This window comes from Clavibacter rahimiani (assembly GCF_052654495.1).
Genome location: NZ_CP199790.1, coordinates 2,259,691 through 2,274,103, shown reverse-complemented (window position 1 = coordinate 2,274,103; position 14,413 = coordinate 2,259,691). Strand labels below are relative to the sequence as shown.

The window sequence follows — 14,413 nt, the reverse complement described above, 5'->3', positions numbered from 1 at the left end:
ATGCTCCTCCGCCACCCCGTCCTCGGATCCGCCACGGCCCTGTACCTCGGCCTGGTCGCCTGGATCACGCTGTCGCCGGAGCCGTACGACCGCCGCATCGACGGCTTCCTGTTCCGCGCGCTGCAGGCGCTCCACCAGCGCGGCGGCCCGTCGTGGATCACGTACTCCGCCGTCGAGGGCGCCGCGAACGTCGCGATGTTCCTGCCCGTCGGCATGTTCCTGGTGCTCCTGCTCGGGCGATCCCGGTGGTGGCTCGCCGTCGCGCTCGGCGTCGGGCTGTCGGCCCTCATCGAGACCGCGCAGGTGTTCCTGCCCACGCGCGTCTCCGACGTCCGCGACCTCGTCCACAACGGGCTGGGCGCGCTGCTCGGCGTCGTGCTCGTCCTGATCCTCACGGCTCGCTCCGAGAACGCCCGCCGCCGCGCGCTCCGCCGGCGCCCGCAGTCGGCGGCCACGGGCCCGCAGCGACTGGTCTCCCTGTCCCGCTGACCCCCGCGCGAGCACGCCGTCGGCGTCGACCGGCGTCCCGCCCGCGGTCCGGGGGCGTCACCTCGGCTCGATAGGATTGACGCCGGAATTCCAAGGGGTGTGCAGGTGACCGGTACGGAGCTGGAGCGCGAGCGCGAGTACGTCACGCGCCTCTACGGACGACTCGACGCGGTGCGGGCGGAGACCCGCGATCAGCTGACGGCGGTGCGCGACAGCCCCACCGGCGGAACGCACCAGAACCGGTCGGAGCGCGACGCGTTCGCCCGCATCTACGAGGACCGCCTGCAGGCGCTCCGCGAGGTCGACGAGCGCCTGGTGTTCGGCCGCCTGGAGTTCGAGGACGGCCACCTCCCGGAGGACGAGCCGCGGGGCGCCGCGCCCGCGGGGGAGTCCGCCGACGGCGACCCCGTGTACAGGTACATCGGCCGCATCGGCCTCCGCGACGACGACCTCCAGCCGCTCCTGCTCGACTGGCGCGTCCCGCAGGCGAGCGCGTTCTACCAGGCCACCGCCGCCACCCCGCTCGGCGCCCGGGCCCGCCGCCACCTCACGACGCGCGGTCGCGAGGTCGTGCACGTGGAGGACGAGATCTTCGACCCCACGCTCCTCGACGAGGGCCGCACGAGCCTCCAGGGGGAGGGCGCGCTGCTCGCCGCGCTCGCCGCGGGCCGCACCGGCCGGATGAACGACATCGTCGCCACCATCCAGGCCGAGCAGGACCGGATCATCCGCTCCGACCTCCGCGGCGTGCTCGTCGTCCAGGGCGGTCCCGGCACCGGCAAGACCGCCGTCGCTCTGCACCGCGCGGCGTACCTCCTGTACTCGCACCGCGACCGCCTCGCGTCCTCGGGCGTGCTCGTCGTCGGCCCCAGCCGCTCCTTCCTCCAGTACATCGAGGCCGTGCTGCCGTCCCTCGGCGAGACGGGCGTCGTGCTCGCGAGCGTCGGCCAGCTGTTCCCCGGCATCGAGGCGACCGCCGAGGACGCCCCCGAGGTCGCGGCCGTGAAGGGCGGATCCGAGATGGCCGGCCTCCTGCAGCGCGCGGTCCGCTCGCGCCAGGTCGCGCCCACCGAGCCCGTGACCCTCGACGTGAACGGGGAGCGCATCGTGCTCGAGCCGTCGCTCGTGGCGAACGCGCTCCGGCGCGCGCAGGACAGCCGGAAGCCGCACAACGAGGCCCGGGTGGTCTTCAACAAGGCCGCGCTCGGATCCCTCGCGCAGGTCCTCGCCTCGCAGATGCGCCGCAACGGCAGCGCGCTCGACGACAGCGACCTGGCCATGCTCCGCGAGGACCTCCGCACCTCCTACGACGTGAAGGTCGCGCTCAACACCGCCTGGCTCCCGCTCACGCCCGAGAAGCTCGTGCAGGACCTCTACGCGCGGCCGCAGTGGCTGGCCTCGCTCACGCCGCGGTGGAGCCCGGAGAAGCGCGCGCTCCTCCGACGCGTCCGCGACGCGCCGTTCACGATCGCCGACGTGCCGCTCCTCGACGAGGCCGCGGAGCTCCTCGGCGAGTTCAGCGCGCAGGCTGACGCGAGCGCCCGCGAGCGCGAGCAGCAGCGCCTCCGCGACATCGAGAACGCCGAGCAGGCCATCGAGAACATGGGCGTCGGCGGCATGGTCACGGCCGAGCGCCTCGCGGAGGGCTTCGCCGAGCAGGCCGCCCGCCGCACGACCGCCGAGCGCGCCGCGTCCGACCGCACCTGGACCTACGGCCACATCGTGGTCGACGAGGCGCAGGAGCTCAGCCCGATGCAGTGGCGCGTGCTCCTCCGCCGCTGCCCGCTCCGGTCGTTCACGATCGTGGGCGACGTCGCGCAGGCCAGCTCCGCCGTCGGCGTCACCAGCTGGCAGGACGCGCTCGGCCCGGTGCTCGGCCGCGAGTGGCGCCTCGAGGAGCTCACGGTCAACTACCGCACGCCCGCGCGGATCGCCGAGGCCGCCGAGCGCATGGCCATCGCGCACGGCCTCCCGGTCACCCGCTCGCGCGCGGTCCGCGAGGGGGAGCACCCCATCGACACGGTCGAGGTCGCGGCCGACGAGGTCGTCGCCGCCGTCGTCGACGTGGTCGACGAGGAGCGCGAGGGCGGCGACCAGGGCACGCTCGCGGTCATCGCCCGCGACGACCGGGTCGAGGAGCTGCACCGGGCGCTCGCCGAGCGGTTCGGGTCCTCGGTCGGCATCGGCGTGGGGGGCCTCGGCCGGCCCATCGCGGTGCTCGGCTCGCAGGAGGCGAAGGGCCTCGAGTTCGACGTGGTGGTCATCGCCGAGCCCGACGAGATCCTCGCCCACACCTCGCGCGGCGCGGCCGGCCTCTACGTCGCCATGACCCGTCCCACGCAGCGCCTGCACATCGTCACGTCGACGGGCTTCTCCGCCTGATCCGCGTCGGCCGCACCCCGGTCCGGCACCGCCCGTGAACACTATGAGCACAAGTGGCATCGGGGCTGGCACGCGCGGAGGATGGGCCGGTCATGACCCCTCCTCCCGCAGCCCCCGACCCCTCGTCCGCCCCGGGGACGGGGACGGACCCCGCCCCGGGCGACGCGGCGGATCCCGCGCCCGAGGGCGTCGCGTCGGTCCCGGCCGCACCGTCTGACACGTCCGCGGGGGCCGCCCGCCGGGCCCGTCGCGCACGCCTGGTCCAGGTGGTCGTCATCGTCGCCGTGGCCGTCGGCATCGCCCTCGTCCCGCCGCCCGCCGGCGTCGACCCGCGCGGCATGCACATGGCCGGGATCTTCGTCGGCACGGTCCTCGCGCTCATCCTCCAGCCGCTGCCCACGGCGCCCGTCGCGCTGATCGGCCTCGCCGTCGCGATGCTCACCGGGACCATGGCCACGGACGGCGAGGCGCTCGAGGGCTTCGCGAACCCCACCATCTGGCTCATCGTCGCGTCGTTCTTCATCGCGGACGGCTTCCTCGTCACGGGCCTCGGCCGCCGCATCGCGCTCGCGTTCGTGGCGCGGCTCGGCGGATCCAGCCTCGGCCTCGCCTACGGCATGGCGCTCACCGACCTGGTGCTCGCGCCGGCGACGCCCTCGAACACCGCGCGCGCGGGCGGCGTCGTGTACCCGATCGTCGCGTCCCTCAGCCGCGTGCAGGGGTCGAGCCCCGAGTCCGACGCCTCGCGCCGCCGCCTCGGCTCCTATCTCGCGCTCACGAGCGTGCAGGTGAACACGGTCACGTCGGCCATGTTCGTGACGGCGATGGCCGGCAACCCGGTCGCGCAGAAGGCGGCCGCCGACCTCGGCATCGAGATCACCTGGGGCGGCTGGGCGCTGGCGGCGCTCGTGCCGGGACTCGTCAGCCTGGTGGTCGTGCCGTGGGCGATGTCGCGCGTCTACCCGCCGACGCTGACCCGCACCCCCGAGGCCCCCGCGCACGCCCGCGCCGAGCTGCGCGGGCTCGGACCGCTGTCCGGCCACGAGCGGATCATGGCCGCCACGTTCGTCCTGCTGCTCGTGCTGTGGTGCGGCGGATCCCTCCTCGGCATCCCCGCCACCGCCGCGGCCTTCGGCGGCATCGCGGTGCTGCTCGTCACGGGCGTCCTCAGGTGGTCGCACCTCGCCGCCAACGCGTCCGCGTGGTCGACGCTCATCTTCTTCGCGGTGCTCGTGGGCATGGCCGACCAGCTCGACGCGCTCGGCGTCATCGACCTCGTGGGCGGCGCCGTCTCGGGATCCGTCGGCGGCCTGCCCTGGCCGTGGGCCTTCGCGGTGCTCGCGCTCGTCTACTTCTTCTCGCACTACCTGTTCGCGTCGAACACGGCGCACATCGTCGCGATGTACGCGGTCTTCCTCGGTGCCGCGGTGGCGACCGGCACGCCGCCGCTGTTCGCCGCGCTCGTGCTGGGCTTCATCGGGAACCTCTTCGGCGGCATCTCGCACTACGCGTCGGGGCCGTCCGGCGTCGTCTTCGGATCCGGCTACGTGACGACCAGGGAGTGGTTCCGCGTCGGCTTCGCGATGGCCGTGGTGCTGATCGTCATCTGGGGCGTCGTCGGCACGGCGTGGATGGGCGTGCTCGGCCTGCTGGCCTGAGCGTCATCTCCTGAGGGCACGGAGATGGGCCGACCCGATGACGGGCCGGCCCGGCGGTCGTGGTCCCGGCGCCGAGACCCCTCTCCGTGCGCCGTCCGTGCGACCGCTCTCCCCATGACATCCGGACCCGTGGTGCATCGCGTCTCTGGTGGTCCGGAGCATTGCGGTCTCTTCGGAGCGCCCGGGCGATCGGATGGGCCGGCGACATGACGGGGTCCTGGGCGCCGCTGCCCGGGACCTGGCCCCGGCTCGCCGGTCAGCGCGCGGGCGCCGGCCAGCGCACGTCGTCGGACGAGACGAGCGGCGCATCCGCGCACCCGTCGAGCACGCGCGCCATGGCGTCGCGCTCCGCCCGCGTGACGCTGAGCTCGGTGCGCACCTTGATCGACACCTGCCGGGCCACGAGTGCGCACGCGTCCCGCGGATCCTCCGGCAGCCACGCGTCCGCGGTCGCGTCCGACTTCGCCGAGTTCTCGGCGCCGGACGCGGCCACCAGCTCCAGCGGGTCGTTCGCGAACGCCGCGCGGTAGTCCGCGTCCCAGCGCCACGCGCCCGACGACCAGGCGTCCGACAGCGACACCACGTGGTCGATCTGCACCGCCTCCGGATCCCGCGACCGGTCGAAGCGGATCCGCTCTCCCGAGTACGGGTCCTCGAGCACGCCCGCCTGCACGACGCAGCCGCGCGTCCCGCTGCGGATCTCCGCCTCCAGGAGGTCGCGCCGCAGCACGTCGTTGCGGGTGTCGCAGCCGTTGCGGTCCACGTCCTCGCGCCACGAGAAGGACTCCCGGTCGTAGCCGGGCACCCGCTCCTCGCTCCGCACCTCGAGCCCGTCGAGGGCGAGGCGCGCGGATCCGGTCGCCCCCGGCTCCGCGCCGAGCCCCGACCCCGGCGCCCCGCCCACCGAACCCGCGCCGAGCCCGGATCCCGGGTCGCCGCGCCACTGCACGAGCCCCGCGACGATCACCAGCACGAGCGCCGCGATCGTCACCAGCACCGGGGTCCGCCGCCGCCGCGTCACGGGGTGGGGTTCCGCGAGTCGTAGTGCTCGAACGACGGCAGCGCACGGATGAGGATCCACACCACCACCGCGATGAGCAGCCCGCCCACGAGCGACGGCACCCACAGCGCCGCGAACGCCGTCACGATGCCGATGTAGGCGTCGCCGAGCCGCGGACCGCCCGTCACCACGACGATGAAGATGCCCTGCAGCCGCCCGCGCATGTTGTCGGGCACCGCGGTCTGCAGCATGGTGTTGCGGAAGATGGAGGAGATGTTGTCGGCCGCGCCGGTGCAGGCGAGGAGCACCGAGGCGGCGACGATGCCGGGCACGCTGGCGTCCTCGATGCGCGAGCCGATGCCGTGCAGCACGCCCGGCTCCGACGCGAGGAGGAGCACGAGGCCGAACCCGGCGGTCGAGAGGCCGTAGGCGACGATGGCCCAGCGGATCGCGCGACCATGCCGCGTCACCCGCCCGACGGACCCGCTCAGCAGGCTGCTCACGAGGCTGCCGACGGCGCCCGCCGCCGTCAGGATGCCGACGGTCACCGGTCCGCCGCCCAGCACGACCGCGCCCACCGCGGGGAAGAGCACGCGGGGCTGCCCGAAGGTCATGGCGATGATGTCGACGATGAACGACATGCGGATGTTCGGGGCGGTCCGGAGGAACCCGATCCCGTACCGGATGGACGCGAGGCCCGGCCGCTGCACCTCGCCCTCGGGTGCGATCCGCGGCAGCGCGAGCACGCCCGTGAACGCCGCGAGGAACAGGACGGCGTCGACCGTGTAGGTCCACTGGAACCCGACGGTCGCCACGAGCACGCCCGCGAGCGCCGGGCCGACCGTGACCATCACGCCCAGGCTGATCCCGCCGAGCGCGCTGGCCGCGGGCAGGAGGTGCGGCGGGAGGATGCGGGGGAGGATCGCCTGCCGGCTGGTCCCGATCACGGTCGCCGCGACCGCGTTGAGGATGCTCAGCGCGTAGAGCGACCACACCGTCTCCGCGTGCGTCCACGCGAGCAGCGCCAGCGCGATGGTCGAGCCCCACGCGGCGCACGACGCGACGAGCGCGACCTTCCGCCGGTCGAACGCGTCCGCGAGCATCCCGCCGTAGAGTCCCGCGAGGATCATCGGCAGGAGCGACAGCACGCCCACGAGCGCGACGGCCCCGGTGGATCCGGTGATCTCGTACACGTGCAGCCCGATCGCGACGATCGTCATCTGGCTGCCGATGCCGGCGATCGCGTTGCCCGCCCAGAGCCGGGCGAAGGCCGGGCTCTCCCGCAGGGGCGTCAGGTCGACGAAGTGGCTGCCGCGGACCTGCCGTTCGTCGGAGATGGGGATGGGGGAGGTCTCGGGCGGGGTGCTCACGTGTCGCTGCGTCGTCTCTCTAGGGTGGTTCTCCACGCTAGCCGAGACCACGGACGCGGCCGCCGTCGCGCAGGGCCCGCCCGCGGGTGCGGGCCCCGCCCTCTGGTATGCTCGTGCGGTTGCCGTCTGAACGGCCGCGGATCAAGAGAGCTCGCACATCCTGTGACGGGCGCCGCGCAACGAACACGAGAGGGGATCATCACATGGCTCTGGAAGCAGACGTCAAGAAGGCGATCATCGACGAGTACGCGACCCACCCCGGTGACACCGGATCCCCCGAGGTGCAGATCGCGCTCCTCACCAAGCGGATCACGGGCCTCACCGAGCACCTGAAGGAGCACAAGCACGACCACCACACGCGTCGTGGCCTGCTCCTCCTGGTCGGCCAGCGTCGTCGTCTCCTCGGCTACCTGTCCAACGTCGACATCGAGCGCTACCGCGCCCTGATCGCACGTCTGGGCATCCGCCGCTGACACGCACCACGCGTCGCTGATCGCATCACGACGAACGCGCGAGCCGTCACCCTCCGGGGTGGCGGCTCGTCTCGCGTTAACGAGGAGGTCGCCCGGCCGACACCCGGCCATCCCGGTCCTCCGGGGCCCGGAAGGGGTCCGGTGCTACCATGGACGCAGTGATCCGACGGGCGCCCAGCGTCACGATGGGATCACGACAGATGGAGCTGGCCGGCAGGAGCTGGCCGTTGGTGGTGGTATTCCGAGTCGCTCGGAGCATTCCCACTGATGGTCAGACATGCGCCCGCCGCCGTCGGCCACCGGTCGACGAGCGGAACCAGCCGCGCACGTGCACCCGGGATCCGCATCAGGCGGACCCCGACGTGTCGCCTCGCCCGCTCCTCCTCTGTCGCAGGAGGTCCGCATCCACACGGGATGCAGGACGAGCGCCCGACGGGCGTCGCCGAGAGGCGCAACACGAAGGAGAGAGACCTCAATGGAAGGTCCAGAGATCAAGTTCGCCGAGGCAGTCCTCGACAACGGCAAGTACGGAACCCGCACGGTCCGATTCGAGGCCGGCCGCCTCGCGCAGCAGGCGCAGGGCGCGGTCGCCGCGTACCTCGACGAGGACACGATGCTGCTGTCCGCCACCTCGGTGGGCAAGCACCCGAAGGACAACTTCGACTTCTTCCCCCTGACCATCGACGTCGAGGAGCGCAGCTACGCCGCGGGCAAGATCCCCGGCTCGTTCTTCCGTCGCGAGGGCCGCCCCTCCACCGAGGCGATCCTCGTCTGCCGCCTCATCGACCGGCCGCTGCGCCCGTCGTTCATCACGGGCCTCCGCAACGAGGTCCAGGTCGTCATCACCGTCCTCAGCATCGCGCCGGACGAGTTCTACGACAGCCTCGCCATCAACGCGGCGAGCGCCTCGAGCATGCTCTCGGGCATCCCGTTCTCCGGCCCCATCGCGGGTGTGCGCCTCGCGCTCATCGGCGACCAGTGGGTCGTCTTCCCGAAGCACTCGCAGCTCAAGGAGGCCGTCTTCGACATCACCGTCGCCGGCCGCGTCGTCACCGACTCCGAGGGCAACGAGGACGTCGCGATCATGATGGTCGAGGCCGAGGCCACCGAGGGTGCCTGGGACCTCATCCAGGCCGGCGCCACGAAGCCCGACGAGGCCATCGTCGCGCAGGGCCTCGAGGCCGCGAAGCCGTTCATCCAGCAGCTCGTCGCCGCGCAGGCCTCGCTCGCGCAGCAGGCCGCGAAGCCCACGGTCGACTACCCCGTCTTCCTGCCGTACGCGCAGGAGTCGTACGACGCCGTGTCGGCCCTCGCCCTCGACGAGCTGGGGACCGTGTACCAGATCGCCGACAAGATCGAGCGCCAGGACGCCGACGACGCGCTCAAGACCCGCACCAAGGAGGCCGTGGCCGCCAAGGTCGAGGCCGGCGAGCTGCCGCAGTCGGCGCTCACCGAGTTCTCCGCGGCGTACAAGTCCGTCACGAAGACCGTCGTCCGCGGCCGGATCCTCCGCGACGGCATCCGCATGGACGGGCGCGGCCTCGCCGACATCCGCCCGCTCGACGCCGAGGTGCAGGTCATCCCGCGCGTCCACGGCTCGGCCATCTTCCAGCGCGGCGAGACCCAGATCCTGGGCGTCACCACGCTGAACATGCTCAAGATGGAGCAGCAGATCGACTCGCTGTCGCCCATCACGAAGAAGCGCTACCTGCACCACTACAACTTCCCGCCCTACTCCACCGGTGAGACCGGTCGCGTCGGGTCGCCGAAGCGCCGCGAGATCGGGCACGGCTTCCTCGCCGAGCGCGCACTCGTGCCGGTGCTGCCGAGCCGCGAGGACTTCCCCTACGCGATCCGCCAGGTGTCCGAGGCCCTCGGGTCCAACGGCTCCACGTCGATGGGCTCCGTCTGCGCCTCGACCCTGTCGCTGCTGAACGCGGGTGTGCCGCTGCGCGCCCCCGTCGCCGGCATCGCCATGGGCCTCGTCTCCGACACCGTCGACGGCCAGGTCCGCTACGCGGCCCTCACCGACATCCTCGGTGCCGAGGACGCGCTCGGCGACATGGACTTCAAGGTCGCCGGCACGTCCGAGTTCGTCACGGCCATCCAGCTGGACACGAAGCTCGACGGCATCCCCACGTCGGTCCTCGACGGTGCGCTCAAGCAGGCGAAGGAGGCCCGCACGGCCATCCTCGGCGTGCTGAACCAGGCCATCGACGCCCCCGACGAGATGGCCCCGACCGCGCCCCGCGTGATCTCGGTCAACATCCCCGTCGACAAGATCGGCGAGCTGATCGGCCCGAAGGGCAAGACGATCAACGCCATCCAGGACGAGACCGGCGCCGACATCTCCATCGAGGAGGACGGCACCGTCTACATCGGCGCCGTCGACGGCCCGTCGGCCGAGGCCGCGCGTGCGCAGGTCAACGCCATCGCGAACCCGACGAACCCGGAGGTCGGCGAGTCCTTCCTCGGCACCGTCGTCAAGATCGCGACGTTCGGCGCGTTCGTCTCGCTGCTGCCCGGCAAGGACGGCCTGCTGCACATCAGCGAGGTCCGCAAGCTCGCCGGCGGCAAGCGCGTCGAGAACGTCGAGGACGTGCTCGGCGTCGGCCAGAAGATCCTGGTGGAGATCACCAAGATCGACGACCGCGGCAAGCTGTCGCTCGCCCCGGTGATGGAGGAGCCCGCCGATCAGGAGGGCCGCGACGCCGCGAGCGAGGGCCCCGAGGCCCCCGCCGAGGGCTAGTCCCGACGCACCCCGCACGACCCGGATGCCCGTCCCACCTCGGTGGGGCGGGCATCCGTCGTGTGCGGGGCGCGGACCCGTGCGCGCGTCCACGCATGCTCGGGTCCGGCCGGCTACTTCCCGTCGTCCGGATCCGCGGGGTACGGGACGTCAGGCGCCGGCGGCACCGAGATGGACGGCACCGGGGTGCGGTCCGCGGTGGGGCTCGGGGCGGGCGTCGGAGCCGGGGTGCCCGCGTCGGTCGGCGTCGGCACGGGTGATGGCGTCGTGTCCGGCGTCGTGCCGGGCTCGCCGGTGGCGGGCACGGGCGACGCGGGCGCCGTCGGCTCGCCGCCCGGGGACAGCGCGATCGCCGCGAGGATCCCCGCGACCAGGAGCACCGCCGCGACCAGCGCGATCACGAGCGCGAGCCGGCGACGGTGGGACGGGGCGTCGCCGCCCGCGTCCGTCGCCGTGCGCTCGTCGCCGTGCTGCGTCATGACGCGCCCTCGATCCGGTCCGGTCAGTCCGCGACGGTGATCGCGGTGCCGACGAGCTGGGCGCGCCCGATCACGTGCGGCAGCATCAGGAAGCCGAGGATCGCGGGGGTCGCGCCCTCCGGGACGTCCACCGACTCCACGTCGAGCGCGGTCACGGTGAAGAAGTACCGGTGCGTGCCGTGGCCGCCGGCGGTGTCGCCCCGGCGAACCGCGTCTCGCGGGCCTCGTTGTGCAGGGTCACGGCGCCCTCGGGGAGCAGGCCGGCGTCCGGGTCGCCCGCCCCGGCCGGGAGTGAGGTCGTGGTGGCGGGGATCCCGCGCACGGCCCAGTGCCAGAAGCCGCTGCCCGTGGGGGCGTCGGGGTCGTACGCGGTGAGCACGTAGCTGCGCGTGCCCTCCGGCGCGCCGGTCCAGTTCAGGGCGGGGGACAGGTCCTGCCCGCCCTGGCCCGCGCCGCGCGCCGACTCGGGCAGCGGTGCCCCGTCGGCGAAGTCGGGGCTGGTGAGGTGGAAGGGGGCGGCATCCGGCAGGCGGTGCAGCGGGTCGTTGGGCACAGGGGTTCCTCTCGGTCGTGCTGACGCCCCAGCCTCGCACGACGCGCCGGGACCCGGCCGGGAGGCGTCCCCGGAGCGCATCCCGGTGGTCGGCTCGGGCCCCGGTGCGGACGTCGGAGCCCGACCGCACCCCCGAAGAGGGGCTGGGGCCGGGCGATGACCGCTCGATAGCGTGGGCTCTGCAGGCAGGTCCACGCGACCGCCTGCCTCCGGGGGACGCATCGGGGGATGCAGGCCGCCGAGGGGTGCCGGGGTCGGGGGATCCACGGCACCCCTTCCTGCATCCGGACGGCTCGGACTGTCGAGCCCGCCTCGCGCGAGCAGCTCCCCGTCGCTCGTGCGACGCGCCGTCGCGGCCGCGGTGCTCGGGATCCGCACCCTCGCTCGGGGCCCGCCGCTGCGCCTGTCCTGACGACGAACGGGGTCGGCGGCAATCCCTTGGTACCCAAACGTTTCGCGCGCTGGCAGGTACGGTGGGACATGTGACGACGTCCCTCCCCACCGCCTCGAACGTGGCGCCCGGCTCCTCGCCCCGGCGCCACCGCGGCGGACCCCTCGGGGCTCTCCTCACGCGGACCGCCGAGCCGGCGACCGGGCCCGCACCCGTCGTCGAGGCCACCGTGCAGGCGGCCGGCGCCCTCGTCCTGGAGGCCGCCGCCGCGCCCGGGCTGCGCACCGGCGGGAGCATCCCGAACCCGGCGCGTCGTCGCGCGATCGGCGACACCGACCTCCGCGTCTTCCCCCTCGCGCTCGGCGGGAACGTCTTCGGCTGGACGGCCGGCCCCGACGACACCTCCGCGATCCTCGACCGCTACCAGGAGGCGGGCGGCAACTTCCTCGACACCGCCGACTCCTACGCGAGCGGTCGCAGCGAGCACATGATCGGCACGTGGATGCGCGAGCGCCGCAACCGCGACTCGATGGTCGTCGCCACCAAGATCGGAAAGAGCGAGGACTTCCCCGGCCTCGGCGGATCCCGCATCGAGCGGGCCGTCGACGCGAGCCTGTCGCGCCTCGGCACCGACTTCATCGACCTCCTCTACTTCCACTGGGACGACCTCGACGTGCCCCTCGAGGAGAGCCTCTCCGCGGCCGGGCGCCTCATCGCGTCGGGCAAGGTGCGGCACCTCGCCGCCTCCAACTACGCGGCCGAGCGCCTGCTGCACGCCCGGATCATGGGCGGCCTGTACGGCGCACCCCGCTTCGTCGCGCTCCAGACGCACTACAACCTCGTCAACCGCGCGCCCTACGAGTCGGAGTTCCTCGACGTCGTCCGCGGCCAGCAGCTCGCGGTCATGCCCTACTTCGCGCTCGCGAACGGCTTCCTCACGGGCAAGTACCGCACGCGCGACTCCGTGCGCGAGGGCGCCCGCGGACAGCGCGCGGCGAAGTACCTGCACCGACGCGGCCTCCGCGTGCTCACGGCGCTCGACGAGATCGCCGAGCACCACTCGACGAGCATCGGGACCATCGCCCTGGCCTGGCTCCTGGCCAAGCCGGGCGTCGTCGCGCCCGTCGCGAGCGCGAGCCGCCCCGAGCAGGTGCACGACCTGGTGCAGGCGGCGCACGTGCAGCTCTCGCGGCACGACGTCGCGCGCCTCGACCGCATCAGCGAGTAGCCCCTCCCCAGGCGCCGTCCGCGCTCGTCGTTCGCGCGATGTGGACCGATGCCGCCGCGCCCGCATCCCCTCGGCTAGCTTTCCCGGACCCGCGACGCCCGGACGCCCGTGCTTCCACGCGGGCATCCGAACGGCCCGGGGGAGACGACCTTGCACGAACGACCGCGCGACCTGACGCTGCGACGACGAGCGGGAGCGGCGGCGTTCGCGCTGGCCGTCGTGATCGCGATCCCGGTGATGGCCGGCTGCACGGCTGCCCCGCTGGCCGACCCCGCTCCCACGCCGGTGCCGTCCCCGTCCCTGACGCAGGAGCAGCAGGACGACGAGGCGTTCCGGGATGTCTTCACGCGATTGGTGAGCTTGAGCCCGAGTGAGGAGACGGCCGACAACCTGTCCGGACTGCTCGAGGGCGATGCGCTGGACGGCGAGCTGTCCTCGCTACGCGACACCGAGGCGAAGCATCAGCACGGAGAAGGCAAGGCGACGATGTCCGCCTTCGAAGTCACGAGTCACGGATCGGACGGGCAAGGCGCCTTCATGGTCGCCCAGGCCTGCCTCGACGTGAGCGGCCTCCGGATCCTCGACGAGTTCGGGCACGACGTCACACCGCAGCGCGACGTGCGACTGTCGGTTCAGATGAAGGCGAAGAGGTCGGACGACGGTACGTGGCGCATCAGCGACTCCCTCCGCAACGAGGAGGTCCACGCGTGCGGATGACGTCGATCTTGATCGCCGGGTCCATCGCTCTCACGGCCGTCGTGGCCTTCCCCGCTCAGAGTCGAGCGGCAGCTGGTTCGTGTGCGCAATCGGCTGGAAACGCCGGGAGTTGTGCTTCAGGAGCCATCGCGGGCGACGGTGTCGCGCTCACGGGGCAGGAGACGCCCTCTCGCGGATCCCAGTCGCCCAGTGGGCCGGAGGACGTGGGACCGTCGCAGGCTGGTGTCGTGCCGCCGGTGGTGCCGCATCCGGTGCCACGGCAGGACCGCCTCGCCGCGGACGTCGACACGGCCTGTCGGCCGGGGAAGGGCACCTGCCTGGACGGGCAGCACGCGTTCCTCCCGCCCGCCCAGCCGCCCGTGAAGCCCGCCGACCCGGCCCCGGCCGCGCCTGCTGACCCGGGGGTGACGCTGGAGGACGTGGCGCAGTTCGTGCCGCGGTCGGCGTCGATCCGGTCGCAGCCGAACGGGTGGGCGTTGGTCGGGGCGCCGGTGAACCTGCTCACGGACGCGTCCGCGCAGGTGGTCGACGGGACGCTGCTGGGTCGGCCGGCGCAGGTGCGGTTCGTGCCGGTGTCGTTCACGTGGGATCACGGTGACGGGACGTCGACGACGGTCCAGGGTCCGGGGTCGTCGTGGAGGCAGCTGGGCCAACAGGACTTCACCCCCACTGACACCAGTCACGTGTATCCGAGCGTCGGTGACAGGCAGATCAGCCTGACGATCGCGTATTCGCCGTCGTACCGGTTCGACGGGGGTGGGTGGCAGCAGATCCCGGGCACGCTCCCGGTGGTCAGCGGGCCGGTCACGCTCCACGTCCTGCAGGGTTCCACGGTCCTGGTCGGCGGGGCGTGCGGATCGGCTCACGCTGGACCAGGCTGCTGACCGCCGCCACCGCCACCGCCCCGCGTCCACCCCGATCCGA

At 73.1% G+C, this 14,413-nt stretch carries 11 protein-coding genes and 1 pseudogene; 8 read left to right on the top strand and 4 right to left on the bottom strand.

From position 1 onward, the window contains the following. The 3 genes from ACT7CP_RS10780 (at position 1) to ACT7CP_RS10770 (ending at position 4,529) form a co-directional block, all read left to right on the top strand. Complete coding sequence (locus ACT7CP_RS10780) at positions 1 to 489, top strand: VanZ family protein (protein WP_445442206.1); 489 nt, start codon at positions 1 to 3, stop codon at positions 487 to 489. A gap of 105 nt (positions 490 to 594) precedes the next feature. Beyond that, a complete protein-coding gene (locus ACT7CP_RS10775) occupies positions 595 to 2,871 on the top strand; it encodes a HelD family protein (protein WP_445442205.1) in 2,277 nt (758 codons plus the stop codon). A gap of 92 nt (positions 2,872 to 2,963) precedes the next feature. Continuing rightward, positions 2,964 to 4,529, top strand: a complete 1,566-nt coding sequence (locus ACT7CP_RS10770) for a DASS family sodium-coupled anion symporter (RefSeq protein WP_445442204.1) — start codon at positions 2,964 to 2,966, stop codon at positions 4,527 to 4,529. Between the two features lie 256 nt (positions 4,530 to 4,785). Here the strand turns inward: ACT7CP_RS10770 and ACT7CP_RS10765 are convergent, their stop codons facing one another. Both ACT7CP_RS10765 and ACT7CP_RS10760 read right to left on the bottom strand, forming a co-directional pair. Next, the gene (locus ACT7CP_RS10765) at positions 4,786 to 5,520 is read right to left on the bottom strand and encodes an HNH endonuclease family protein (protein ID WP_445442203.1); all 735 of its coding nucleotides are present in this window, start codon (positions 5,518 to 5,520) and stop codon (positions 4,786 to 4,788) included. A gap of 26 nt (positions 5,521 to 5,546) precedes the next feature. Then, a complete protein-coding gene (locus tag ACT7CP_RS10760) occupies positions 5,547 to 6,899 on the bottom strand; it encodes an MFS transporter (RefSeq protein ID WP_445442202.1) in 1,353 nt (450 codons plus the stop codon). Between the two features lie 203 nt (positions 6,900 to 7,102). Between ACT7CP_RS10760 and rpsO the strand changes: the two genes are divergently transcribed. Next, positions 7,103 to 7,372: a 30S ribosomal protein S15 gene (gene rpsO, locus ACT7CP_RS10755; protein WP_012038735.1), complete on the top strand. Its 270-nt coding sequence runs from the start codon at positions 7,103 to 7,105 to the stop codon at positions 7,370 to 7,372. A gap of 475 nt (positions 7,373 to 7,847) precedes the next feature. After that, positions 7,848 to 10,121: a polyribonucleotide nucleotidyltransferase gene (locus ACT7CP_RS10750; RefSeq protein WP_413963426.1), complete on the top strand. Its 2,274-nt coding sequence runs from the start codon at positions 7,848 to 7,850 to the stop codon at positions 10,119 to 10,121. Between the two features lie 113 nt (positions 10,122 to 10,234). Here ACT7CP_RS10750 and ACT7CP_RS10745 read toward each other — a convergent pair whose 3' ends face one another. Next, positions 10,235 to 10,600 carry a hypothetical protein gene (locus ACT7CP_RS10745; protein ID WP_445442201.1) on the bottom strand — a complete coding sequence of 122 codons (366 nt, stop codon included), beginning with the start codon at positions 10,598 to 10,600 and terminating at the stop codon, positions 10,235 to 10,237. Between the two features lie 23 nt (positions 10,601 to 10,623). Further along, positions 10,624 to 11,153 (bottom strand): annotated as a pseudogene (locus ACT7CP_RS10740) (YbhB/YbcL family Raf kinase inhibitor-like protein). Positions 11,154 to 11,635: 482 nt separating this feature from the next. Between ACT7CP_RS10740 and ACT7CP_RS10735 the strand changes: the two are divergent. The 3 genes from ACT7CP_RS10735 to ACT7CP_RS10725 all read left to right on the top strand — a co-directional run bounded on the left by ACT7CP_RS10735 (position 11,636) and on the right by ACT7CP_RS10725 (position 14,373). Beyond that, positions 11,636 to 12,772 carry an aldo/keto reductase gene (locus ACT7CP_RS10735; protein WP_445442200.1) on the top strand — a complete coding sequence of 379 codons (1,137 nt, stop codon included), beginning with the start codon at positions 11,636 to 11,638 and terminating at the stop codon, positions 12,770 to 12,772. 150 nt (positions 12,773 to 12,922) lie between these two features. Then, positions 12,923 to 13,489, top strand: a complete 567-nt coding sequence (locus ACT7CP_RS10730; RefSeq protein ID WP_445442199.1) for a hypothetical protein — start codon at positions 12,923 to 12,925, stop codon at positions 13,487 to 13,489. A gap of 227 nt (positions 13,490 to 13,716) precedes the next feature. Continuing rightward, positions 13,717 to 14,373, top strand: coding sequence for a hypothetical protein (locus ACT7CP_RS10725; RefSeq protein WP_445442198.1), 657 nt, complete (start codon positions 13,717 to 13,719; stop codon positions 14,371 to 14,373). The last annotated feature ends 40 nt before the right edge of the window (positions 14,374 to 14,413 follow it).

Bases quoted from the DNA above. Each gene is read 5' to 3' on its own strand.
- ACT7CP_RS10780 (WP_445442206.1), top strand. From the start codon at position 1: ATGCTCCTCCGCCACCCCGTCCTCGGATCCGCCACGGCCCTGTACCTC.
- ACT7CP_RS10745 (WP_445442201.1), bottom strand. From the start codon at position 10,600: ATGACGCAGCACGGCGACGAGCGCACGGCGACGGACGCGGGCGGCGAC.
- ACT7CP_RS10750 (WP_413963426.1), top strand. From the start codon at position 7,848: ATGGAAGGTCCAGAGATCAAGTTCGCCGAGGCAGTCCTCGACAACGGC.
- rpsO (WP_012038735.1), top strand. From the start codon at position 7,103: ATGGCTCTGGAAGCAGACGTCAAGAAGGCGATCATCGACGAGTACGCG.
- ACT7CP_RS10770 (WP_445442204.1), top strand. From the start codon at position 2,964: ATGACCCCTCCTCCCGCAGCCCCCGACCCCTCGTCCGCCCCGGGGACG.